General features: G+C 37.0%; 24 protein-coding genes. 2 read left to right on the top strand and 22 right to left on the bottom strand.

The window, feature by feature from the left end:
- The first annotated feature begins 174 nt into the window (after positions 1 to 174).
- Positions 175 to 1,557, top strand: a complete 1,383-nt coding sequence (locus tag H9650_RS06895; RefSeq protein ID WP_144535888.1) for a glycine--tRNA ligase — start codon at positions 175 to 177, stop codon at positions 1,555 to 1,557.
- A gap of 80 nt (positions 1,558 to 1,637) precedes the next feature.
- Here the strand turns inward: H9650_RS06895 and recO are convergent, their stop codons facing one another.
- The 21 genes from recO to hemW form a co-directional block, all read right to left on the bottom strand.
- Positions 1,638 to 2,423, bottom strand: coding sequence for a DNA repair protein RecO (gene recO, locus H9650_RS06890; protein ID WP_154310641.1), 786 nt, complete (start codon positions 2,421 to 2,423; stop codon positions 1,638 to 1,640).
- Between the two features lie 42 nt (positions 2,424 to 2,465).
- Positions 2,466 to 3,386 carry a GTPase Era gene (gene era, locus H9650_RS06885; protein WP_144535884.1) on the bottom strand — a complete coding sequence of 307 codons (921 nt, stop codon included), beginning with the start codon at positions 3,384 to 3,386 and terminating at the stop codon, positions 2,466 to 2,468.
- A complete protein-coding gene (locus tag H9650_RS06880) occupies positions 3,370 to 3,780 on the bottom strand; it encodes a cytidine deaminase (RefSeq protein WP_191696857.1) in 411 nt (136 codons plus the stop codon). The genes era and H9650_RS06880 overlap by 17 nt, the downstream gene beginning before the upstream one ends.
- A gap of 14 nt (positions 3,781 to 3,794) precedes the next feature.
- Positions 3,795 to 4,160: a diacylglycerol kinase family protein gene (locus H9650_RS06875; protein WP_151109418.1), complete on the bottom strand. Its 366-nt coding sequence runs from the start codon at positions 4,158 to 4,160 to the stop codon at positions 3,795 to 3,797.
- Complete coding sequence (gene ybeY / locus H9650_RS06870; RefSeq protein WP_144535878.1) at positions 4,147 to 4,632, bottom strand: rRNA maturation RNase YbeY; 486 nt, start codon at positions 4,630 to 4,632, stop codon at positions 4,147 to 4,149. The genes H9650_RS06875 and ybeY overlap by 14 nt, the downstream gene beginning before the upstream one ends.
- Before the next feature lie 20 nt (positions 4,633 to 4,652).
- The gene (locus tag H9650_RS06865) at positions 4,653 to 6,761 is read right to left on the bottom strand and encodes an HD family phosphohydrolase (protein WP_191696856.1); all 2,109 of its coding nucleotides are present in this window, start codon (positions 6,759 to 6,761) and stop codon (positions 4,653 to 4,655) included.
- A gap of 190 nt (positions 6,762 to 6,951) precedes the next feature.
- The gene (locus H9650_RS06860; protein WP_144535874.1) at positions 6,952 to 7,908 is read right to left on the bottom strand and encodes a PhoH family protein; all 957 of its coding nucleotides are present in this window, start codon (positions 7,906 to 7,908) and stop codon (positions 6,952 to 6,954) included.
- Entirely contained in the window at positions 7,905 to 9,014 is a 1,110-nt protein-coding gene (locus tag H9650_RS06855; RefSeq protein ID WP_191696855.1) for a sporulation protein YqfD, read from the bottom strand. The genes H9650_RS06860 and H9650_RS06855 overlap by 4 nt, the downstream gene beginning before the upstream one ends.
- Before the next feature lie 289 nt (positions 9,015 to 9,303).
- The gene (locus H9650_RS06850) at positions 9,304 to 9,756 is read right to left on the bottom strand and encodes a hypothetical protein (RefSeq protein WP_191696854.1); all 453 of its coding nucleotides are present in this window, start codon (positions 9,754 to 9,756) and stop codon (positions 9,304 to 9,306) included.
- A gap of 27 nt (positions 9,757 to 9,783) precedes the next feature.
- A complete protein-coding gene (floA, locus tag H9650_RS06845) occupies positions 9,784 to 10,770 on the bottom strand; it encodes a flotillin-like protein FloA (protein ID WP_186318093.1) in 987 nt (328 codons plus the stop codon).
- 11 nt (positions 10,771 to 10,781) lie between these two features.
- A complete protein-coding gene (locus tag H9650_RS06840) occupies positions 10,782 to 12,110 on the bottom strand; it encodes an NfeD family protein (RefSeq protein ID WP_445322752.1) in 1,329 nt (442 codons plus the stop codon).
- Positions 12,111 to 12,275: 165 nt separating this feature from the next.
- Entirely contained in the window at positions 12,276 to 12,449 is a 174-nt protein-coding gene (rpsU, locus tag H9650_RS06835; protein ID WP_004227078.1) for a 30S ribosomal protein S21, read from the bottom strand.
- Positions 12,450 to 12,551: 102 nt separating this feature from the next.
- Positions 12,552 to 13,223, bottom strand: coding sequence for a deoxyribose-phosphate aldolase (gene deoC / locus H9650_RS06830; RefSeq protein ID WP_144535865.1), 672 nt, complete (start codon positions 13,221 to 13,223; stop codon positions 12,552 to 12,554).
- Between the two features lie 511 nt (positions 13,224 to 13,734).
- Complete coding sequence (gene mtaB, locus H9650_RS06825) at positions 13,735 to 15,075, bottom strand: tRNA (N(6)-L-threonylcarbamoyladenosine(37)-C(2))-methylthiotransferase MtaB (RefSeq protein ID WP_144535863.1); 1,341 nt, start codon at positions 15,073 to 15,075, stop codon at positions 13,735 to 13,737.
- 15 nt (positions 15,076 to 15,090) lie between these two features.
- On the bottom strand, positions 15,091 to 15,831 hold the full coding sequence (locus tag H9650_RS06820; RefSeq protein ID WP_151109412.1) for a 16S rRNA (uracil(1498)-N(3))-methyltransferase: 741 nt from the start codon (positions 15,829 to 15,831) through the stop codon (positions 15,091 to 15,093).
- Positions 15,832 to 15,844: 13 nt separating this feature from the next.
- Entirely contained in the window at positions 15,845 to 16,789 is a 945-nt protein-coding gene (gene prmA / locus H9650_RS06815) for a 50S ribosomal protein L11 methyltransferase (protein WP_151109410.1), read from the bottom strand.
- A 13-nt stretch (positions 16,790 to 16,802) separates the two neighbouring features.
- Positions 16,803 to 17,924, bottom strand: a complete 1,122-nt coding sequence (dnaJ, locus tag H9650_RS06810; protein WP_144535857.1) for a molecular chaperone DnaJ — start codon at positions 17,922 to 17,924, stop codon at positions 16,803 to 16,805.
- A 149-nt stretch (positions 17,925 to 18,073) separates the two neighbouring features.
- The gene (gene dnaK / locus H9650_RS06805) at positions 18,074 to 19,903 is read right to left on the bottom strand and encodes a molecular chaperone DnaK (RefSeq protein ID WP_151109408.1); all 1,830 of its coding nucleotides are present in this window, start codon (positions 19,901 to 19,903) and stop codon (positions 18,074 to 18,076) included.
- Between the two features lie 90 nt (positions 19,904 to 19,993).
- Positions 19,994 to 20,566, bottom strand: a complete 573-nt coding sequence (gene grpE / locus H9650_RS06800; RefSeq protein ID WP_151109406.1) for a nucleotide exchange factor GrpE — start codon at positions 20,564 to 20,566, stop codon at positions 19,994 to 19,996.
- A 17-nt stretch (positions 20,567 to 20,583) separates the two neighbouring features.
- Positions 20,584 to 21,621 (bottom strand): heat-inducible transcriptional repressor HrcA, encoded by a 1,038-nt coding sequence (gene hrcA / locus H9650_RS06795; protein WP_144535851.1) that lies wholly within the window; start codon positions 21,619 to 21,621, stop codon positions 20,584 to 20,586.
- A 95-nt stretch (positions 21,622 to 21,716) separates the two neighbouring features.
- Complete coding sequence (hemW, locus tag H9650_RS06790; RefSeq protein WP_151109403.1) at positions 21,717 to 22,850, bottom strand: radical SAM family heme chaperone HemW; 1,134 nt, start codon at positions 22,848 to 22,850, stop codon at positions 21,717 to 21,719.
- Positions 22,851 to 23,128: 278 nt separating this feature from the next.
- On the opposite strand from hemW, the gene H9650_RS06785 reads away from it, so the two are divergent.
- Positions 23,129 to 23,461, top strand: a complete 333-nt coding sequence (locus H9650_RS06785; RefSeq protein WP_151109401.1) for a DUF3889 domain-containing protein — start codon at positions 23,129 to 23,131, stop codon at positions 23,459 to 23,461.
- Positions 23,462 to 23,514: 53 nt separating this feature from the next.
- Here H9650_RS06785 and lepA read toward each other — a convergent pair whose 3' ends face one another.
- Positions 23,515 to 25,344, bottom strand: coding sequence for a translation elongation factor 4 (gene lepA, locus H9650_RS06780; protein ID WP_144535845.1), 1,830 nt, complete (start codon positions 25,342 to 25,344; stop codon positions 23,515 to 23,517).
- Positions 25,345 to 25,549 lie beyond the last annotated feature (205 nt).

Here is a 25,549-nt window from a genome sequence, read left to right as displayed (position 1 = left end):
ACCTACAGGAAACGGCAGCTCGGAGCTTAAGCTTTTAAAGTGGATTGTACAAACAATCAATCGGGGTGGAACCGCGGGTTATAAACTCGTCCCCGGGCTATTGTAGCCCGGAGACGAGTTTTTTTGTACTCATTTTACTTTAAAAGAATATTTATCAAATAGGAGGTATGTCAAATGGAATTTTCAATGGAAAATGTAGTTAGTTTAGCAAAACAAAGAGGTTTTGTATTCCCAGGCTCTGAAATATATGGAGGTTTGGCAAACACATGGGATTACGGTCCTTTAGGAGTAGAACTAAAAAATAATGTAAAAAAAGCTTGGTGGAAAAAATTCGTTCAAGAATCACCATATAACGTTGGTTTGGATGCAGCAATTCTGATGAATCCAAAAACTTGGGTTGCTTCAGGACATATAGGCAACTTTAATGATCCTATGATTGACTGTAAAAAATGTAAATCACGCCACCGCGTAGACAAAATTATTGAAGATGCATTAGATAAAAAAGGAATAGAAATGGTTGTAGACGGTCTTTCCTTTGAAAAAATGGAAGAGATTATGAAAGAACATGAGATTGTCTGCCCTTCTTGTGGTGCTTATGATTATACAGAGATCCGTCAATTCAACTTAATGTTTAAAACTTTCCAAGGAGTAACAGAATCGTCTACTAATGAAATTTTCTTACGTCCAGAAACTGCGCAAGGTATTTTTGTAAACTACAAAAATGTGCAGCGTTCTATGCGTAAAAAAATGCCATTTGGTATTGCCCAAGTAGGTAAGAGTTTCCGTAATGAAATCACTCCTGGTAACTTCACTTTCCGTACTAGAGAATTTGAACAAATGGAATTAGAATTCTTCTGTAAGCCTGGCGAGGATATGGAATGGTTTGAGTTCTGGCGCAATTATTGCAAAGAATGGCTTTTAAATTTAGGTGTTTCTGAGAATAGCATACGTCTAAGAGACCATTCTGACGAGGAGTTATCACATTACTCCAATGCAACAACAGATATCGAATATAAATTCCCATTTGGATGGGGAGAGCTTTGGGGAATTGCTGACAGAACAGACTTCGACTTGAAGCAGCATATGGAACACTCTGGTGAGGACTTCAATTATATCGATCCAATAACAAATGAAAGATATGTCCCTTATTGTATCGAACCATCTTTAGGAGCTGATCGTGTAACTTTAGCATTCTTATGTGAAGCTTATGATGTAGAGCAACTAGAAGGCGACGATCAACGTACAGTTCTGCGCTTCCACCCTGCTCTTGCTCCTATTAAGGCCGCAATCTTACCTTTATCTAAAAAACTTTCTGAAGGCGCTACTGCTTTATTCTCTGATCTTAGCAAGCATTTCATGGTGGACTATGATGAGTCACAATCAATTGGTAAACGTTACCGTCGCCAAGATGAAATTGGCACACCATTCTGTATCACATACGACTTCGATTCAGAAACAGATGGCCAAGTTACAGTTCGTCACCGCGATTCTATGGAACAAACTAGAATGCCAATAGCAGATGTAAAAGCTTATATTGAAGAGCAATTACAATTCTAATTAATGCATAAAAGGAGAGAAAGTGAAAAATTCACTTTCTCTCCTTTTTCTTATTTTTACAAAAAAATGCTCCTTCGAAATTACTCTTCCGAAGAAGAATCCTTTTGAGGGTTATTATAGAACTCTGGGGTCTTTTCCATTTGATCCAAAAACCCTTGAGATTTTAAACGTACTCCTACTTGCTCATTATAAATTGTTCGCACAATTTTTTTTATAAATCCTTTTGTTTCTTTTTTTAAGGAAAGCTTACCAACCTGATCTATCGGGACCGTATAAAACGTTCTGATTAGCTTAACCTGAGCTGGGGTTAACCGAATTAAGTATGGATCAATGGAAAAGCAACGATGACATAAGAAACCTATCTGAGCGAAGGAAAATGCAAATTCTCCATCTGTAGATCCACAATTGGAACATTGATGAAGTACAGGATATATGCCCGCAACAGGTAACATCTTCCATTCTACAAACAAGCTAATTGCCTCTGGGTCATAGCCTTCAGTTATAGCCTCTAACGCTTGCTGTAAAATCGTAAATACATGCGGTTTTGGTGACTCATCATCTATTAACTTATCAACTAACTCCATGATAAAGCTTGCATAGGCGGTGGTAAAAATATCTTCCCGGATTACACGCATTGAGTCAATAATTTCTCCTTGCTGCAGAGATCCCATACCTCTTCCTTGCTGAATTAAGAAATATGCATAAGTAAATGGCTGAGAAATAGAAGAGAGCCGGCTCGTCGGCTTTTTAGCACCACGAGCCATAGCTGCCCTTTTCCCTAATTCTCGTGAGAAAATAGTTACTATTTTATCTGTTTCTCCGTAAGATGAGGTTCGTAAGACAATCCCTTCTACCTTTTGAAGCAAAAGCCTTCCCTTCCTTCTAAGCTTGCTCTATAAGTCCTATTCTTAATATTCGTCTTCTCTAAACCCATAGTCTCTTAAGTGGGCGGATTTATTGCGCCAATCCTTTTGCACCTTCACCCATAGTTCTAGAAATACTTTGGTTCCTAATAGCATTTCTATGTCATGACGCGCTCTTGTTCCAACCTCTTTAAGAAGAGCACCTTTTTTACCAATTACAATACCTTTTTGGGAATCTCGCTCTACAATAATTGTAGCCATTACACGAATCATATCTTTATCTGTGTCTTCTTCTTTTTTAATTTTATCAATCACTACTGCAATTGAATGTGGAATCTCTTCCCTTGTTAAATGTAATACCTTTTCTCGTATTAACTCAGAAATAATAAATCTCTCTGGATGATCTGTTACTTGGTCAGCTGGATAGTATTGTGGACCTTCCGGCAAATACGATTGAATCGTCTCTAGCAACCTTTCCACATTATTACCCTGAAGAGCGGAAATTGGAACAATCTCAGCAAAATCATATTTGTCTTTATAAGACTCAATGATTCCTATCAAATCATCTGGATGCACCTGGTCAATTTTGTTAATAACTAAAAATACAGGTGTTTCATTTTTTTCAAGCAAATCTATGATAAACTCGTCACCTTTACCTCTTGGCTCTGTAGCATTTACCATAAATAATATTACATCAACCTCGCGTAATGTGTTTTTAGCAACCTTTAACATAAAATCTCCAAGTTTATGCTTTGGTTTATGGATACCGGGCGTATCGATAAAAATCATTTGACTTTCATCTAATGTAAGAACTCCTTGTACCTTATTGCGAGTGGTTTGAGGCTTATCACTCATAATTGCTATTTTCTGACCGATAACACGGTTTAAAAATGTAGATTTCCCTACATTTGGACGTCCAATAATTGATATAAAACCTGATTTAAAACCTTCATTGTTTTGCTGCATAATCTAAATCCTCCGTTGTAAAAGCTCCTGGTAATAACTCAGATACCGTTGTTTCTGTTACATTTCCTTTTAAATTTGTTAAAAATACTGGCATATTCGCATCGCAAAATTCAGCTAAAACTTGTCTGCAAGCTCCACAGGGAGAAATTGGGCCCTCGGTGTCACCGGAAACAGCAATAGCTGCAAAGTTCTTTTTGCCTTCAGAAACGGCTTTAAAAATTGCTGTTCTTTCTGCACAGTTTGTTAATCCAAACGACGCATTTTCAATATTGCAACCTAATATGATTTCACCGTCAACCGTTAGCAGAGCTGCACCTACTGGGAATTTTGAATAAGGAACATATGCTTTATTTCTCGCTGCTATAGATGCTTCTAATAATTTCTCTTTATCCATGATGAACACACCTTTTAAAATAAGATTACCGACCATTTCGGTATAAATATGATTAAACCTATAATTACTGTGCAGATGGCATAGACTAGACAAGCTCCAGCAGCAATATCCTTTGCCTGCTGGGCTAATAGATGATAGTCAGGTGATACAAGGTCTACAACCCTTTCAATCGCCGTATTAACCAATTCTATCATGAACATCCCAAAAATGAGCATGACAACAATGATCCACTCCCATTTAGAGAGCCCGGTGAATATACCCGCTAACGAAACTATACCTGCTGCCAGTAAATGTAAGCGAAAGTTTTGTTCTGTTTTAACAGCCTGTAATACTCCTTGAGTAGCATAGACGAATGACTTACCAAATTTATGAAAGTTCATGGCCTTCACGCTTTAAACCAAAAGCTTGTAAAATATTTTCCTGTAAACCAAACATTTCCTTTTCCTCTTCTTCTGTTCCATGATCGTACCCTAGCAAATGTAAAAATCCATGAACAGCTAAGAAGGCAAGCTCTCTTTCAAAAGAATGTCCATACGACTCTGCTTGCTCCGTTGTACGTTCTACTGAAATAACTATATCTCCAAGCAATGTAGGAAGGTCTGCATCTTTTATTTCTATTTCTCCTTCACCCATTTCTTCCATTGCAAATGAGATTACATCTGTAGGCATGTCTTTGTTTCGATAGTTTTTATTGATTTCTTGAATTACATCATTAGTTACAAAAGTGACACTAACTTCACTTCCATCTTTTACATGTAATTGATCTGCTGCTGATTGAAGTACTTTCTCAACTAATGCAACTGCTTCTTCGGATAATGTATTTGTTTCGTCCATTAAATCCATAACTAGCATGTTTGTTTACTCCTTAGTGATTATTTGGGGTATTCTATTCTGGAATGGAATGTACCATTCATCGTTGAACAGAAACTTTCCTCAATTTTCTTTATTTCCTTGAATGATAAATCGCATTCATCAAATTGTCCATCAATTACCTTATCTTTAATAATTGATTGGATTAGGCGGTGTATTTTTTCTGCATTCGGTTCCTTCATTGAGCGAACAGCAGCTTCTACGCTATCAGCTACAGAAATAATAGCTATTTCCTTTGTTTGTGGCTTTGGACTCGGATACCTAAAAGATCCTTCTTCAATATTCGGATTCATTTCTTTTGCTTTATGATAAAAGAATTTTAATAGGCTTGTGCCATGATGCTGCTCAGCAACATCAATAATTTCTTTAGGAAGCTTATTTTTTTTCAAAATGTCTGCTCCATCTACAGCATGAGAAATAATAATATCCTTGCTTGCCTCCGGCGATAGATTATCGTGCGGATTATAACCATTCACTTGGTTTTCTATAAAAAAGCCTGGACGATTAGTTTTACCGATATCGTGGTAATAGCAACCAACTCTAGCAAGTAAGCCATTTGCCCCTATAGCCTCACAGGCCGCTTCTGCTAAGTTTGCCACCATTAGGCTATGATGATACGTACCAGGTGTTTCTGTCAGTATTTTCTTTAGCAAGGGATGATTCGGACTAGAAAGTTCAATCAACCTCATAGTAGAAAGTATACCAAAAGCTGACTCAAAAAAAGGCAAAATACCAAGAGTAAGTGCACCTGATAACACACCAGAAACTAATGCTGCCCCGATATAGAATGCAATATCTGTAAACTCATAAGTGGTTTTGGTCATCAACAAATAAAATAATATAAACGTTAAATTAACTGAGGCCACTATTAAGCTTGAACGCAGAATCTGTGAATTGTTATACATATGCTGCATAGCAAAAATGCCCGCTATCCCACCAAAAAGTATGTATAACGCCACTTCCATTTGAAAAATATTCGTATATCCCTCTTGAAAAATAATACCAGCATAAGCAGCTACGACAAAATTAGAAATAAAGGCTGCTCGTTCATTGACTAATATATAAACTAACATGGATACCATAGCAGTCGGGAACAAAAATGCAATAATGATATCAAAATTGTACGCTACTGATTGTAGCACTTTCATCATCAACACGGATACAATAACACTAAAAGCCACAACAATCAGATTTTTTGTATTGTGAAGGTTAGATTCTTTTACACGAATTGTTTGTCCAAAAAGAACCCACATCGTAAGTAAAACAAATAGCGATACACCTATGTATGGCTTATAGGATGATTTGTTTGTCAGCATACCTAATAACTCTAGTTGACGATATACCTCTTTACTAACGATTTCACCTTTTTGTACAAGTATTTGACCTTGTAAAATTCTTGTAGGCTCAACACTGGCCTTAGCTTGTTCGATACGAAGATCGGTTAATTCATCATTTTTTATTTCTGTCGCTATGATGGAGCCACGTGCAATTGAAATGAGGACATTCATAACGTCATCAGGAAAATTAAATGTAGTACGTACTTTTTGAACGACTTTATCTCTTTCTATGGCCAAGTTTTCCGTTCGGATTGGTTCATTTAAAGTCTCTTCTACTAAAACTGGCAGCTTTTCTTTCGCCTCGTTAAGCGTAGCGGGATTTTGCTTTAGTAATATGTTTAAAGCATCATCTGTCAAAGGCACAAAGCTATCATTTTCTGTTAGCACGTTCATCTCTTTTTTAAGTTTTTGTAAACTTTCAACTGCTGATTCAGGTTCATCAGGGGAAATTTCTCCTTTTACATCTAATACACTGTCAAAGATAGATTCGGCAATTGTTGATTGATTTTCTGCCGTTTCTTCTTGAAATTGGTATACAGGAGATACTTCAGCAGCCGCCCTTTCTTTTTCCTCCTCCGTCTTCACAGGATCTTCCATTGTTTTTACGGACCGAATAGTTTCAGGGGCTAAATTCATTAAAGATATATCGTATGTATTTTCTTGTACGCTTCCTTTTATTAATAGGAACATACTGATAGAAGTTAGAAGGATAATAATTATAGGGAGGTATTTATTTTCTCGCCATCTTTTCCATTTCATTATTAACGACTTCATCCATTCATCCCCTTGCTCTACTATTCTCTTTATTATACCTTATATACAAAACAATTGAACAATTAATCTATTTAGAGTGTTATAGCTTTAAAAAAGTTTAGCATGAATGTAAATATATATCTTTAGAAAAACGTATGTGAATCAGTAAACAAAAAAACAGCCGTCTATTGTTGACAGCTGTTTTAATATATTATTGATTTTCTTCATATGCAGAAATAATTTTAGCTACTAGTGGATGACGTACTACATCCCCTTGCTCTAAATATTGGAAATGGATTCCTGAAACTTTATGGAGAATTTTTTCAGCAACAATTAGGCCTGACTCGGCACCCTTCGGCAAATCGATTTGGGTTTTATCTCCAGTAATCACCATTTTAGATCCGAAGCCTAGTCGGGTTAAAAACATTTTCATTTGAGCTTTTGTTGTATTTTGAGCTTCGTCCAAAATCACAAATGCATCATCTAAGGTTCTCCCACGCATATAAGCAAGAGGAGCAATTTCTATAGTTCCTCGTTCCATCAGGCGATCTGTTTGTTCTGTACCTAACACATCATGCAAAGCATCATATAACGGGCGTAAATAAGGGTCTACCTTCTCTTTTAGATCTCCAGGTAGAAATCCTAGACTTTCACCTGCTTCGACTGCTGGACGGGTTAAAATGATTCTCTTAACGTGTGCATTTTTTAAGGCTTGGGTTGCCATTACTACAGCAAGATAGGTTTTCCCTGTTCCAGCTGGCCCGATTCCAAATGTCAAATCAGAATGTCTAATACCTTGAATATATTCTCTTTGACCAATTGTCTTCGCTCGAATTGCTTTCCCTTTTGTATTCCGAGCAATCTCTTCATCATAGAGGCTTGCGAAATACTCAATAGTTCCATTAATGCTCATTTCAATTGCAGTTGAAACATCACGAAGGTTAATATTAATACCTTTTCTAATTACAAGTAGTAGCTGTATGATTAACTGTCTTGCATCTTCCACATTTTGTTCTTCTCCAGCAATTTGTATCAACTCGCCTCTAGTAATCAACTGCACCTTTAGCTCTTCTTCAATAAGCTTAATATTTTTATCTGAAATACCTAGCAGCATAACTGCTTCGGTTGGGTCTTGCAGATTAATGTCTAGTTGTTTTTGTTGGCTCATGTGTCGTCTCCTTGGGGTATAACTTGTGGTGTTGCAATATTTTCATTTATTAGTAATAATATCTTCCCTTTCACTTTATCATTTTCAATAGACATCTGTAAAACTTTATCTTCTAATATTTGAGTGCCAATAGGTAATTCATTCATGATTTTTTGAAATAATAAAGGACGTACTAGATGTTTAACTGATTCCTCATTTAGATCATAAGAGACCACCTCACTACCTTGTACATACCCTGCTTTAAAATAAGGCTGCAAAAACCGTGGCATAGCTATTTCCTTCCAAAAGTCATTCTTATCATCTGTCTTTTTTTGAATGAGCACTTCTCGTGTTGTAGGCTTTATAATAGTGACCTTTCTTGGAAGTTCAAAGTTAAGCTCTATCCAATAGCTTGCGTACACTTTACCCTCAGCACTTGTAATTATCCGTTTGTCACCTTGAGTTACAAATCCATTAACAAGAATATCACCTTTTTTAACTGCAGTATTTTTTTCTACCGCTCGTACCCCTTTTACTAATTCAAAGTCTGTAATTACTCCACTTCTTTTAGCGATAAGATGAGAGGGAGGTGCATTTTTCACTTCTCGCTCATTTGTTACCGGGGCAAGCATAGGGGTGACTGTTAAAGTTGAACCAGATTGAGTAAAATGAATCCAAGAAAATTCCTTATGCTTCAAAAGAAGTTTCTGCCTAATTTCTTGTTCAGATGGTAATGAAGAAATAAGCATCCTTTCTTTAATTTTCATTTCCTTTAACTGTTCCGTTATCATGATGTTACTCTCTGGCGTATATGAATCAATGTTGACCTTCCATATAAATTGTGCAAAGATCAGCGGTATTATGAAAAAAAAGATTACCCCAATAATGGAATAAGAATATATGGAAATAGTGCCGCTTGTTGCTTCGTCCTTTAGCTTTACAGGAAGTTTCAGCGTTTTTCGTATTTTCCTAAATTGCTTCAAATCTTTTTTCTGAATGGAGAAGAACAAACTATCCTCCGTGCTATAAACTCGATACACTTCGATTTCGTGAGACAATAACTTCTGAAACAAAACAAACTGATCAGTGGTGCTTGCTAATTGGATACGTACTAGTTGTTTTGACATTAGCCGTTGTCCTTCCTAGTAAGTTTAAAGCACTGGAGTTTATCTACTTGAAGATGAAGGCGTTCCATTGACATCGACTTTATAAATAAACGTTCAGCTTGTATTTCTAGTAGATGATGATTGTAGGAACAGACTAACTCCGTATCTGATAATCGAAGAAGCGAAATTTCATAATCTAAAATAATGTCATCAAAATTATCAATCATAATACTCGCGTGGAGTGGAAATAATTGTTTGATAAAAAACACCCCTTTACATGAATTTATGCATGTAAAGGGGTGTTCATGATTTATCTTTTTGATTTTGGAGGAGCTAATATCTCCGATAAAACTATAGCACGCATTAGCTCTTCTTTTGTATCGGGCATAATATTTTGAACAACCGAATTTTTAGCAGCATTTCGTTGGCTGACTTGATGTACGGAAAGACGGCCAGTTGACCTCGGAACACCTTGGTCTCTTCCTACTTCCCTTCCGACCTTTTCTATAACCGGAGGAGCATCTACCCGTATTTCTTTAGGTACAGAAAGAGGTTTTCTTTCCATTTTGGTTTGTTGCTCCTGTTGAAACTCTTTCGCTAAATCCCCTAAGCTTTTAAAAGGATTTTGAGCAACCGGCTTTTGCTGTGGAGCCCTTTGTATATTGGGCTGTGCAGGCTTAGGTGCAGGTTTTTCTTCCTGCTTCTTTCTTCCAAACAATGAAGTAAGAATAATAATTATTAAGGGTAGTATTAAACCTTCCAAGGAGAAGTCCTCCTTTCTGCGCTAATACTAGTCTTTTAACTCATCAGTGGAAGGTTTATCATTTCCAACCTTGCTGATAGAGTCTCTCATACCAGTATCTGCTTTGATGTTGTTATAATTCATATAATCCATAACACCCATATTACCTTCGCGTAAAGCTTCAGCCATTGCACGTGGCACTTCTGCTTCTGCCTCTACGACTTTAGAGCGCATCTCTACAACTTTCGCTTTCATCTCTTGTTCTGAGGCTACTGCCATTGCACGACGTTCTTCTGCTTTAGCTTGAGCAATCTTTTTATCTGCTTCTGCTTGCTCTGTTTGTAATTCAGCACCGATGTTTTTGCCGACATCAACGTCCGCAATATCAATCGATAGAATTTCAAATGCTGTACCAGAATCTAGCCCTTTAGACAGAACTGTTTGTGAAATTAAATCCGGGTTTTCTAATACGCGTTCATGGCTTACACTCGAACCAATTGTACTAACGATACCCTCACCAACACGAGCTACAATTGTTTCTTCACCAGCACCACCGACTAAACGGTCAATATTGGCACGAACTGTAATACGTGCTTTTGCTTTTACTTCGATACCATTCATCGCAACACCTGCAATAAATGGTGTTTCAATTACTTTCGGGTTAACGGACATTTGTACTGCTTCTAGTACATCACGGCCTGCTAAATCAATTGCTGCTGCACGTTCAAATGATAACTCAATATTTGCACGATGTGCAGCGATAAGCGCATTGACAACTCGGTCAACGTTACCACCAGCTAAGTAATGGCTTTCTAACTGATTGATAGTTACATTCAATCCAGCCTTATGTGCTTTAATAAGAGGATTTACAATACGAGATGGAATTACTCGACGTAATCTCATACCTACTAGTGTAAAAATACTAATTTTAACTCCTGCTGCAATAGCTGAAATCCATAATGCTATCGGGAAAAATGTTAAAAATACCGATAATAGGATGAAAGCTATGACAATTATTACTATTGTACCTATCATGCTACCACTAATCATTGTGTTGCCTCCCCTTCTCTTGCTTCTCGAACAACTATTCGAGAGCCTTCAACCTTAATAATAACCACTTGCTTATCCTTTCCGATAAAACTTCCGTCGGATACAGCATCGATGCGCTCGTTCTCAATACGTATAGTCCCAGAAGGTCTAAGCGGTGTCATCGTTTCAGCTATTTTTCCAACTAAATCTAAACGATTATGATTGGACACATATCCTTTTTCAGTAGTAGTTGCATCCGTCAAAATCATTTTGTTTAATAACCTAACCTTTTTTCCGAAGAATTTCACAATAATCACCATTCCTATTATAGCTACTGTTATTGCTATTAAAACCGCAACGCTCATATAAAAAAGATTACCACCTGCTAATATTATGCTAAATAATATAGCTACTAAACCTAATATACCAATAATCCCACCAGGAATAAAGAATTCGGCTATTACTAGCAGGATTCCCAGTGCCAGTAAAACAAAGGTTTCATATCCTGCTAATCCTGCTACAAGATGCCCGTAAAAGAATAGACCTAAAGAAAGTAAACCTACCGTTCCAGGTACTCCAAAACCTGGAGAATATAACTCTAGGATTAGCCCTAAGCTGGCAAGAGATAATAAAATCGGCACTACTACTGGGTTAGTTACAATTCTTGCTAGCGTTTCTACAAAAGCTTCCTTTGTTTCAACTACTTTCGCTCCTGTTAAATTGCTTTTTTTAAGCAATTCATCAAAAGTAGCAACCGTTCCCTCTGAATAACCGACTTCTATTGCTTCTCTTGCTGAAAGCGTTAACAATTGTCCTTCTCCCGCTCTGTACTCAGGAAGATCAACAGACTCGTCTGCCATCGCTTGAGCATAAATAGGTTCTTTGCCGGTTCTTTCAGCTGCATTTCTCATTTTAGCCTTCCAGGCACTAGTTGCCTTCATGTCAGCAGCATTTCCGGCGCTATCAATAACTGCTGCTGCTCCCATCGACCCATTAGGTGACATATAAATCTCGTCTGTGTGTAGAGCTAAATAGGCTCCAGCCGATAATGCCTGCGAATTAATATAGGCTATTTTCCTAATAGGTGTTGAATCTAACAAATTCACGATTTTCTCTGCCGAGTCTACGAATCCACCAGGAGTATTTATATCAAAAATTATAGCATCTGCTTCTGCTTCCTCCGCTTCTTTTATAGACCTTTTTAAGAAAGCATATAAGCCGTCTTCTACTTCTTCGTATATAGGAACCTTATAGACAGTCTGAGTGTCTGCTGAAAAAGAGGGTACAACCATTGCAAATGCGGCAAGTAATAAGCAAAAAGAAATAAACAGCCGCGCTAATCTCACACTTAAACCTCCCTTCTTCTATATGTATATTACTGTTTACGGTTGAAAATCAAAAAAGTTTCAATAAATTAAAATAAACCGAGAAAATAAATTTTCTCGGTTTACATAATTGTAAATTTTAATCATACAGTACGTGTTTTGAACGTAGGGATGGTTGGGATTAAATTACCACTTACGTTTACGTGCAGCTTCTGATTTCTTTTTACGTTTCACGCTTGGTTTTTCATAAAACTCGCGCTTTCTAACCTCTTGAATTGTACCACTTTTAGATACAGTACGTTTGAAGCGGCGAAGAGCATCTTCAAGCGATTCGTTTTTGCGAACGACAGTTTTTGACATCTCTCTTTCCCTCCCTCCGAACACACGTCAGTACATAACCAAGTGTTATGTACTAAAAAATTATACCGTATAATAAAGTCTTGGTCAATACTTTGGCATTAATTAATAATCAGATTTACTTTCTAATCCGTTTACAATCTCAATACCAGAACTTGCCCCTATTCGAGTAGCTCCTGCATCTACCATCGCTTCAAGATCTTCAAGGCTTCGAACTCCACCAGAAGCTTTGACACCAAGGTCTGGTCCAACTGTTTCACGCATGATTTTCACTGCGCTGACTGTTGCTCCTCCAGTAGAAAAACCAGTAGAAGTTTTGACAAAATCTGCCCCAGCAGTTTTAGATAACTCACTAGCTTTAATAATTTGTTCATCCGTTAACAAGCAAGTTTCTAAAATTACCTTCACTATTGCCTTGCCTTTTGCAGCATTAACTACTGCTTCTATGTCTTTTTGGACATAATCATAATCTTCATCCTTTAAAGCACCTACATTGATAACCATATCAATTTCTTCAGCACCGTTATCGATAGCATTAGTTGTTTCGAAAGCTTTAACTTCACTAGTAGTAGCTCCTAATGGAAAGCCAATAACTGTACAAACTTTAGCAGGTGAATTTTTTAATAAAGATGCGCTTAATTTTACCCATGAAGGATTTACACAAACAGAAGCAAAGTTATATTGTTTCGCTTCCTCGCAAAGTTTTTCAATTTGTGTTTTTGTTGCGTCTTGTTTTAATAGAGTATGATCTATTAATGCGGCTATGTTTTGTGTCATCATATAAACTCCTTCCAGTTGTACGTACCTCTTAATATTACTGATAAAAACAAAAAAAAGCTAGTGTGAAAGCCATACTAGCTTCAGACTGTAAACAAAACAAATAGTTTTTTTATTTTTACTACATAATATGTAATCGTCGATTTTAGTTTCAAGCGTCTTGCTTTTCACGGGCAAGTCTGAATGCAACGGATCCGCGCGCTGTCCTCGTAGGATTCTTAGCTCCTTCCACTTCAGTGACTAGCATTTGCACATCAATAAGTGTTGAATTTCTAAATCTACTATGACATTAAGGTTTAACGTGTTAAATATCATGAGGACAATAAACCAAATCAATGACCTTGAACACATGCTACCGATTGAGCAGTTTGACCGTCTGACTTTTCGTAGATACTACTAACCCTTAGAGTTCAGGGGAGATATGAACTCAATTATCTTCAAAAATGACAAAGTACCCCGAGAATTGAACTCTCAGGGTACTTTGTCTAAGGTTAGAAGCTTAGTATGAATGTTACACTAGTTCTTTTACTTCTTCTAATATTCGTACAAACTGTCCTTCATTTTGTGGATATCCAGCCCGGGTTATTTTTACGCGCACTAATTTACCTATTAACTCTTCCGTACCTGGAATAATAACTTTTAAGTAATTATCTGTATATCCTTCTACAAATGACTCTCCTGATTCATTGTTTACTACTTCCTCAGGAATAATTTCAAGTACCTCATCTTCGAAACGAGAAGCATAATCTACCGCCAATTGGTCATTCAGTGTTATTAGGCGATGAACACGTTCATTTTTAATCTCTTCATCTACTTGGTCTTCCATTCTAGCTGCTGGTGTACCAGTACGTTTTGAATATGGGAAAACGTGCAATTCAGAGAATCTTTGGTCACGGATAAAGTTATATGTTTCCATAAATTCCTCTTCCGTTTCTCCTGGGAATCCTACAATTACATCTGAAGTGATCGCTAAATCGGGAAGAGCATCTCTTAGGCGATCCAAGCGATTAGCGAAGAATTCCATCGTGTATTTACGACGCATTCTTTTAAGAACCGTATCGGAACCCGATTGTATAGGAATATGCAAATGCCTCACTACAATCTTAGATTCTTTTAATACATCAATCACTTCGTCTGATAGCTGACTTGCTTCAATGGAACTAATTCTTAAACGCTTCAAGCCCTTAACATTCATCTCAATATCTCGTAATAATTGAGCTAAATTATAGTCCTTTAAATCTTCTCCATATCCACCAGTATGAATACCAGTTAACACGATTTCTAAATACCCTGCATCAACTAGTTGCTGGGCTTGTCTTACTACTTCTTGAGGGTCTCTGGATCTCATCAAACCACGAGCCCATGGAATGATACAAAATGTACAGAAATTGTTACAACCTTCTTGGATTTTCAAGGATGCACGAGTACGGTCAGTAAATGAAGGCACATCTAGCTCTTCATATACACGATTTTTCATAATGTTTCCTACTGCATTAATCGGTTTACGCTCCATTTTATATTGTTCAATATAACCAAGCATTTTCGTACGTTCTTGAGTACCGACAACAATATCTACTCCTGGAATAGCCATAATTTCAGCAGGGGAAGTTTGAGCATAACATCCAGTAACACAAATAACAGCATCAGGATTTTGACGAATAGCACGTCTAATGACCTGTCTGCTTTTTTTGTCTCCTGTATTCGTTACAGTACAAGTATTTATTACATACACATCAGATTTTTTTTCAAAATCCGTACGTTCATAACCATTATCCTTAAACAGTTGCCAAATAGCCTCTGTTTCGTAATGGTTTACTTTACAGCCTAATGTATGGAATGCAACGGATGACATATCCTTACACCTCTTTCATTCATATTCATAGGAAATTGCAGCAAGCGCATATAATGGCGCCGTTTCTGTTCTTAAAATTCTAGGTCCAAGTGCAATAGGTTTAAAATCATTTTCTAATAATTGCCTTACCTCTTGTCTGTCCAATCCACCCTCTGGACCAAAAACAATCAGTATCGATTGTTTATCATACACCTTTTTTAATTGGTCGGCAAACTTTTGTCGTTCTGTTAGTTTAGCATCTTCTTCATCTGCTACAAATTTAACATCATACTGTTTAGCAATTTCTAAAAGTTCCAACATCGTTACAGGATTATGTATCTGTGGAATAAAAGATCTATGCGATTGCTCTGCTGCTTCTTTAGCAATTTTTTGAAGTCTGCCAATCTTTTTATCGTTTTTTGCTTTATCCCATTTTACAATAGATCGCTTTGCTTCAAATGGGAAAAGTGAATGCATACCAAGCTCGGTTCCCTTTTGAGTTATAAGTTCCAGTTTGTCTCCTTTAGGTAGCCCACAAACAATTGAAACTTGCAAAGGCATTTCGTTTGTAACTTTCAGCTTTTCAACGACTTCTAGCAATACTTCTTTAGAGGTCCCTTGTACAATCGACATAATATAAGTATCTTTTTCACTTACTATATATACATGGTCACTAGGAGACATACGCATCACCTGAATCATGTGATGCGCGTCTTCTCCAGTTATAGTAACAGTATTGTTTTCGCCTACAGGCTCTTTTGTAAAATAACGTTGCAAGATAATTACCCCTTTACTTTACAGGCTTTCTAGAAATAATTGTAACCCAGTCTTCCATCATCATGACTTCATCCACTTTAAAGCCTGACTGCTGTAAAGATTCTCTTACATCTTCTTTCTTTGTCGCAATAATACCTGAAGTGATAAATAGTCCACCAGGCTTAACAATAGAATAGGCATCATCTGTAAAGGTCATAATAATTTCGGCTAGTATATTTGCGACAACAATATCTGCTTGTTCAGTTACATTATCAAGTAGGTTCCCATGAGTAACTTGAACGATATCATCCACTCTGTTAATGGCAATATTCTCTTTTGCAGATTTTACTGCTACCTCATCAAGATCTAAAGCATGAATCGAAGAAGCCCCTAGCTTTGCTGCTCCTATTGACAGAACTCCTGAGCCAGTTCCAACATCAATTACTGAAGTATTTGGCTGAACTGTTTTCTCGAGTGCTTGCAAGCACATAACAGTCGTTGGATGTGTACCTGTACCAAAGGCCATACCAGGATCCAACTCAATAATTAACTCGTCTGAGTTAACTCTTTCATATTCTTCCCATGTTGGGACAATAGTAAATCGATTAGAGATTTTTACAGGATGGTAATATTTTTTCCAAGCCGTTGCCCAATCTTCCTCGTCAACTTCTGTTACTGTGATTATATTATGTCCTAAGTCGATATTGAAATTTAGCAAGTTGTTGATCGCAACCTTAATCTCTTCTACTGTTTCCAATAAAAAGCTTGTTTCGGCTAAATAAGCTTTTATTCGCACACCATCTACCGGAAAATCATCTGGATTTAAGCTATAGATTTCTCCAAAGATATCTTCTCTATCTCTAACCAATTCTTCTGAATCCTCAATAACTACTCCACTTGCACCAGCCTCATGCAAAATATTGCTTACCGCTTCCACTGCCTCATTAGTAGTGTGAATAGATAGCTCCGACCATTTCACTTGCTCCAACTCCTTATTCGCCTTTTATTGTTCTTTTGATTTTATCAAATAATGAACTACCTTGTTCTTCCGGAATATCTCCACTGATTTCCGCAAATTCACGTAGTAATTGTTTTTGTTTTTCTGTAAGCTTTTTAGGTGTAACTACTTTTACGATAACATGTTGATCACCGACACCATAGCCATGTACATTTTTCACACCTTTTCCTTTAAGACGGAATGTTGTAGAAGACTGTGTACCTGCAGGAATTTTAAGCTTAACTTTTCCTTGAACAGTTGGAATCTCTACTTCGTCTCCTAGTGCCGCTTGAGCAAAGGTTAAAGGTAGCTCGTAATAAATATCGTCGCCATCACGCTCAAAGCGAGGATCGGCTTTTACACGGAATACTACATAAAGGTCACCAGCAGGACCACCGTTTACTCCTGGCTCACCTTGACCACTTACACGTAGCTGTTGCCCATCATCTACACCAGCTGGTACAGTAACTTTAATCTTTTTGCGCTTATTAACTGTTCCTCTACCATGACAGGTTGAGCATTTCTCTTTGATGATTTTCCCAGTACCCTCACAGTAGTTACATGCACGCTTCGTTTGAATTCGACCAAAAGGAGTGTCTTGAGTGACATTCACTTGACCATTTCCGTTACAGTGCGAACATTTTTCAGGATGAGTACCTTGTTTAGCTCCAGTACCACTACATGTATCACAAGTTTCTTCTTTAGATATTTCAATCTCTTTTTCCATACCAAAAACTGCTTCTTCAAATTCTATAGTCATAGAGTATTGAAGATCGTTCCCTTTTCTTGGCGCATTTGGGTCTCGACGACGTGTTCCTCCGCCCCCAAAGAATGAACTGAATATATCTTCAAATCCAAAACCATCTGCACCACTGAAACCACCACCAAATCCTTGGTTTGGTCCCGCATGACCAAATTGATCATATTGTGCACGTTTTTGGTCGTCACTTAAAACTTCATACGCTTCGGAGATTTCCTTGAATTTCTCTTCTGCATTAGCTTCCTTGTTTAAATCTGGGTGATATTGCTTAGACAATTTACGATATGCCTTTTTTATCTCGTCCCCAGATGCACTCTTGGCTACACCAAGTACTTCGTAATAATCACGTTTGCTCATAGTTCACTCTCCTGCTCTGTTAACTTACACATAAAGATAATTGTAACATGGACAATTTCGTAATAGCAAAACAATTAGCGTTTTTCTCCATATTACAGACATTGAAAAAGCCAAAGCCGAAAACGGTCTTTGACTTTTTCTGGTCGACATTACTTGTCTTTATCGTCGTTTACTTCTTCAAACTCTGCATCGACTACGCCGTCATCAGATGGTCCGCCTTCTTGTTGTCCATTAGCAGCTGCATCAGCTTGTGCTTGTTCATAAAGCTTCATTGTAAGTTGTTGAACGATTTCATTTAACTTGTCTTTTTTAGCTTTAATGTCTTCTAAGTTTCCAGCTTCTAAAGCTGCTTTAAGCTCTTCTTTTGCATCTTCTGCTGATTTTTTCTCATCATCTGAAACTTTACCTTCAAGATCTTTTAGAGTTTTTTCAGTCATAAATACTAGTTGGTCTGCTTCATTTTTAACTTCCGCTTCTTCTTTACGAACTTTATCTGCTTCAGCGTTTGCTTCTGCTTCTTTTACCATACGATCAATTTCTTCGTCAGATAATGAAGTGTTTGATTGGATAGTAATTGTTTGTTCTTTTTGAGTTCCAAGATCCTTAGCTTTAACATTTACGATACCATTTTTATCGATATCAAATGTAACTTCGATTTGTGGTACTCCACGTGGTGCTGGTGGAATATCAGCAAGTTGGAAGCGGCCAAGAGTTTTGTTGTCTGCTGCCATTGGACGTTCACCTTGTAACACATGAATATCTACAGCTGGTTGGTTATCAGCAGCAGTTGAGAAAGTTTGTGATTTAGATGTCGGAATTGTTGTATTACGATCGATTAACTTCGTGAATACTCCTCCCATTGTTTCAATCCCTAAAGAAAGTGGTGTTACGTCTAAAAGTACTACATCTTTTACGTCACCAGTTAAAACTCCACCTTGTACTGCTGCTCCCATTGCTACTACTTCATCTGGGTTTACACCTTTATGTGGTTCTTTACCTGTTTCTTTCTTAATAGCTTCTTGTACAGCAGGAATACGAGTAGATCCACCAACTAAGATAACTTTATCAATTTGAGATGAAGATAATCCAGCATCTTTTAATGCTTGTCGAGTTGGTACCATTGTACGCTCTACTAATTGAGCAGTAAGATCATCGAATTTTGCACGAGTCATTGTCAATTCTAAGTGAAGTGGACCAGCTTCTCCAGCAGTGATAAACGGTAGTGAGATTTGTGTTGATGTAACGCCAGAAAGATCTTTTTTCGCTTTTTCAGCTGCATCTTTCAAACGTTGTACCGCCATTTTATCTTTAGAGAGATCAATACCATTTTCTTTTTTAAATTCTTGTACTAAGTAATCCATGATTATTTGGTCAAAGTCATCCCCACCAAGACGGTTGTCCCCTGCAGTAGCTAATACTTCAAATACTCCATCACCAAGTTCAAGGATAGAAACGTCGAAAGTACCTCCACCAAGGTCATAAACAAGAATTTTTTCATCATGATCCATTTTATCTAAACCATATGCTAGAGCTGCTGCAGTAGGTTCATTGATAATACGTTCTACTTCTAGTCCTGCAATACGACCAGCGTCTTTTGTAGCTTGACGCTCAGCATCGTTAAAGTATGCAGGTACAGTAATTACAGCTTTAGTTACTTTTTCTCCTAGATATTCTTCAGCGAATCCTTTTAAATATTGAAGAATCATAGCAGAAACTTCTTGTGGAGTGTATTCTTTTCCTTCAGCAGAAACCTTTTCACTTGTACCCATTAAACGTTTAACTGAAGAAATTGTATTTGGATTTGTAATAGATTGACGTTTTGCTACTTCCCCAACTTGTTTTTCGCCGTTTTTAAAAGCAACTACAGATGGTGTCGTACGATTTCCTTCTGGATTTGGAATTACTTTTGGTTCTCCACCTTCTAGTACAGATACACATGAGTTTGTTGTTCCTAAGTCAATACCGATAATTTTTGACATACAATTTTCCTCCTAATAAATACTGTTTATATGCAATTTATAATATAATTGGTGACCAAAATGGCACCAATAAAAATCTGTTTGAATTTACTATTCGTTTACTTTAACCATTGATGGACGTAGTATTCTATCTTTCAATTTATAACCTTTTTGTAATTCTTGAAGGACAATGCCAGATTCTTTCGTGTCATCCTTCTCTTGCATAACTGCTTGATGTAAATTCGGATCAAAAGGCTCTCCCTCAGCTTTCACTGCTTCTAAGCCTTCTTTTTCAACTGCAGTCACTAGAGAGCGGTAAACCATATCTACACCTTTAGCTAAAGAAACTGCCTCTTCTGTTTTTGGTTCTACTGCTAGAGCACGCTCTAGATTATCTAAAACCGGCAAAAGATCATTCAACAATGCTTGGGCACGATATTTATAATCTGCTTCTTTGTCTAATTGAACACGTCGTTTGTAATTTTCAAAGTCTGCACGAATACGAATAACTCGATCCTGCTCTTCTTCCAATTGTTGTTTGAGAAGAGTTAATTCATCTACTTCTTCTACCTCGACAGCTTCATTATTTTCAGTCGCCTCTGTCGTTTCGTCTACTACTTCTTGAGTAACAGTCTCTTGTTCTGTTTTTACTTCTTCATTTACATTTTCGTTTTTGTTTTCCATTTAGCAGCAACTCTCCTTTATCCATGTTGACCACGTAATATCCTAGACAACTCTCTAGACAAGTCCCCACTTATCACGTCTAATAACGATACTACACGCCTATAGTCCATTCTTGTGGGGCCAATTATAGCAATAGAGCCACTTTGTTCCTCTCCAATATCATAAGAGGCTGTAATGATACTACAATTGTCCATTCCAAATTGATTGTTTTCAGAACCAATACTGATATTGATGCCTTTTTTGTTCAAATGGAATAGTCCGGGGAACTCATTGACGTGTTCCATCCAGTACATGATACTTTTTGCTTTTTCTACATCATTAAATTCTGGTTGGCTTAAAAGTTGCATTTTACCGCCATAATAAACTTTATCCTCGTGCTCAATAGTCATAGCTTTGTTTAAAGATCCAACTAGAGCGTTTAAACGTCCACTATTTTGACGAAGCACTGATTGAGTCACAATCTCTAGCTTAGATTGTAGTTCGTGTAAATGAACTCCAACTAGATGCTCATTAATGATATTGACCATACGCTCAATATCTGAAGCAGTAAAATTTTCAGGTATAGAAAATACACGATTTTCCACATGTCCACTGTCGGTAACAATAATAGCAACTGCAGAATCATCCGTTAATGGCACAATAGATAACCGTTTGACCCGATGCTTTCTAACATCTAAGCCTAACATAATAGAGGTATAGTTCGTTAGCTCAGACAAAATGTTTGCTGACTTTCGAATTATTTGCTCTGTCTCTACCATTCTTTCTTCAAAAATAGAACGAATTTGTTTGATCTCATCTTTGGAAATAAGCTGTGGAGTTAATAAATTATCCACATAATAACGATAGCCCTTTTCTGAAGGTACGCGGCCAGAAGAAGTATGTGTTTTCTCTAAGAAACCCATATCTTCTAAATCCGCCATATCGTTTCGAATAGTAGCAGGACTAAAAGGTACTTCCTCCTTCTTCGAAAGTTGACGAGATCCAACTGGCTGAGCAGTTTCAATAAAATCATCTACCGTTACTTGCAATATTAACAATTGCCTGTTAGTTAGCATGATCATCACCTCTGTTAGCACTCATCTATAGAGAGTGCTAATACTCATATAAAACTTATCAAATCTAAAGAAAACTGTCAACGATTAAGTATTAATTATTTTAGAAAATATTGAAATACTTCGTTGCCAACAAATCTTCCTCGATTAGTTAAAAATACGTAATCATTTTTTATTTCTATAAGTTCCTTTTTTAGAAGCTCCTCTATTTCGTTACCGTAAGCCTCGTAAAGACTTTTACCGTACCGTTTTTCAAAATTGGATAGGGAAACTCCCTGGTTCTTTCTAAGTCCGAGGAACATTTCTTCTTCCATTTTCTCTTCATAAGTCACTTCTTTTTGCATCATTACAGGCTTTTCACCTATCTCTAGCTGCTGCATATATTTTTTTAGGGGGCCATGATTAGAATATCTAATACTGTTCACATATCCATGTGCACCTGCTCCCAAACCAATATATTCATCATTATTCCAATACAGTAAGTTATGTTCTGAAGCCTTTCCCTCGTATGAGAAGTTGCTAATTTCATACTGTTTGTATCCATTTCTCTTCATTTCATCCATTAAATAGCCATACATTTCAGCCTCTAAATCCTCTCCTGGTAAGGAAAGTTTGCCTTTTGAAAGGAGATTATAAAATATTGTTTTTGGCTCTACGAGTAAGGAATATGCTGAAATATGAGGAATCTTCAAACGGAATGCCTCCTGGAGTGATTCCTTCCACTGCTCCATGGTTTGATTAGGTAAACCATACATCAAGTCAATACTTATAGAAGGAAACTCCGTCTGTTTTGCGTATTGAATAACATCATAAACGTGATTATTAGAATGTGTTCTTCCTAAGATTTTTAACAAGTCCTGATTGAAAGTTTGCACTCCCATACTTAATCTATTCACACCAAATTTTCGCATTAGCTGCATTTTCTCCAGAGTTAGCTCATCTGGATTTGCTTCCGAAGAAAATTCCTTTACGTGTTCAAGCGGAATATATTGATGTATCAGAGTAAGCAAACGTTCTAACTGTTCAAGCGACAAGGCAGTAGGTGTTCCTCCTCCAAGGAAAATTGTCTCTATCTTAGCTTTCGCTAAATCGTCTTGCCAAAGTGCCATTTCTTTTCCTAACGACTCGATATACTCATCGACTGGCTGATTATGAAAATAAAATTTATTAAAGTCACAATAATTACATATTTGATGACAAAAAGGGATATGTATATACACTCCACGAACCATTCTAAGCCTTCTTTCTATGTTCTTTTATAAAATACGAAGAAGGAGGCAAACAGTGCCTCCTTCCCCATGATATTTATCAAAGCATTAAAATTTTCACGTTTTCAATCTTTGTATACATAAATTATAGCTTATATTCTATGTTCCTTCAAACTATTGAAATTAGCGTACTCGCTAGATGAATTGAGCAAATTATTCTAACTAAGCTATTTGTTTACTTCTTATAGGAAGAATGACTTTAAATAATATGCTCATCTTATAGAAAAAGGAGCTGAAGTTAAATGCTTAGAAAAATCTATTTCACCCTCGGAATACTTATAGCTGGAGTCTCTGTTCCGATTAGTTTATCAACCAATGTAAATGCTCAAGAAGCAGTTCCAGCCTATGCTAAATGGGGGAATCTTGCAGTAAAGGAGACTCAGTCAAAATATCCAAATGCGTCTATTATTGACTACTTGTACGAAGGAAGAGAAACAAAAGAAAATTCAACAATTGAGAGATTTAAGCTCTGGATAAAGGATGGCAGCAAAGAGTTTGGTGTTTTTGTAAGTATTGAATATACTACCTCTACGGGAGAATTGATTAAGATAGAGTTCCAGGAAACTCCCCAATAAATATAAAACCATGGAGAGCTGATACGCCTCTCCATGGTTAGGTTAACGGAAACTTATTTATTTGGCTCATCCATTTTCAGAACTGCCATAAAGGCTTCCTGCGGTACTTCCACAGATCCAACTTGTTTCATACGCTTTTTACCTTCTTTTTGTTTTTCAAGTAGCTTACGCTTACGAGAAATATCTCCGCCGTAACATTTAGCTAAAACATTTTTACCCATAGATTTGATAGTAGAACGAGCTATAATTTTCTGTCCCACTGCTGCTTGAACAGGTACTTCAAACTGCTGTCTTGGGATTAAGGCTTTCAGCTTTTCTACAATAAGCTTTCCACGCTCGTATGCAAAATCCTTATGAACAATAAAGCTTAATGCATCTACTTTTTCGCCGTTCAATAAAATATCCATCTTTTGAAGCTTAGATTCCTTGTAGCCGATAAGCTCATAGTCAAAGGAAGCATATCCTTTAGTGCTAGATTTTAACGAATCAAAGAAATCATACACTATTTCTGAAAGTGGAATTTCATAAATAATATTTACACGTGCAGATGATAGAAAGTCCATTGTAATAAAGTTACCACGTTTACGTTGGCAAAGCTCCATAACTGATCCTACGTAATCTTCTGGAACCATAATAGAAGCTTTTACATAAGGCTCCTCGATGGAGTCAACCTTTTGAACATCTGGCATCATAGAAGGATTATCTACTTTAAGTGTATCACCGCTAGTTAGTTTTACGTTATAGATAACACTTGGTGCTGTAGTAATAAGGTCAATTTTGAACTCTCTTTCAATACGCTCTTGAATAATTTCCATGTGTAATAGTCCTAAGAAACCACAACGATAACCAAATCCTAAAGCTTGAGAGGATTCTGGTTCGAATTCTAATGCAGAGTCATTCAGCTGTAGCTTTTCTAAAGCATCACGAAGGTCATTATACTTTGAATTATCAATTGGGTATAATCCACAGAATACCATCGGGTTCATTTTTCGATAGCCAGCTAATGCCTCTGTAGCTGGATTATCCGCTAAAGTAATGGTATCCCCAACACTTGAATCACCGACATCCTTCATAGAAGCTGTTAAGAAGCCAACATCCCCTACTGTCAGTTCATCACGTTGTGTCGTTCTTGGTGTGAATACTCCAGTCTCAACCACATCGAATTCCTTGCCAGATGACATCATTTTAATGCGGTCTCCCGGTTTAACTGTTCCTTGCATGATTCGGATATAGACAATTACACCACGGTAAGGGTCATAAAGAGAATCAAAAATTAGTGCTTGTAGTGGGGCTTCCGGGTCACCTGTTGGTGCAGGAACCTTCTCCACAATTTGCTCTAAAATCTCTTCTATACCAATTCCAGCTTTTGCTGATGCATGCACAGCTTCAGAAGCATCTAAACCAATTACCTCTTCAACTTCCTTTTTCACACGTTCTGGATCAGCAGCGGGCAAATCTATTTTATTGATAACTGGTAAAATTTCTAAATCATTATCAAGAGCTAGATATACGTTTGCCAATGTTTGAGCTTCAATACCTTGTGCAGCATCGACAACCAATATAGCACCCTCACAGGCTGCTAAGCTTCGAGATACCTCATATGTAAAATCGACATGTCCAGGAGTATCAATTAAGTGGAAAATATATTCTTCCCCATCTTGTGCCAAGTATTTAAGCTGTACTGCATTTAATTTGATCGTAATTCCTCGTTCTCTTTCAAGATCCATAGAGTCAAGCAATTGGTCTTTCATTTCACGAGATGTTAATGTTTTCGTTTTTTCTAAAATACGGTCCGCAAGTGTCGACTTCCCATGGTCTATATGGGCGATAATCGAGAAATTACGGATTTTTTTCTGTCGTGCCAATCTTTCTTCATTATTCATGCATGTTCACTCCTAATTAAACTATTATGAATTATACTATGAAAAGAATGTATATTACAACAACAACAAGCTTAAAACCCTTATATTTCAATGTTTTGAAAGAATGGAGGAATTTCATTCTATGGAAAATTACATTCTTTAATAAGCATAATTGAGGCTATATTGGGCAACAAAAATATATATAACAGGGGCGAATGTACAGGAA

Origin of the sequence: Psychrobacillus faecigallinarum (assembly GCF_014836595.1) — a bacterium.
GTDB classification, from domain to species: Bacteria; Bacillota; Bacilli; order Bacillales_A; family Planococcaceae; genus Psychrobacillus; species Psychrobacillus faecigallinarum.
Note: the sequence above shows the minus strand (reverse complement) of the source record. Positions and strands in the feature narration are given on the sequence as shown.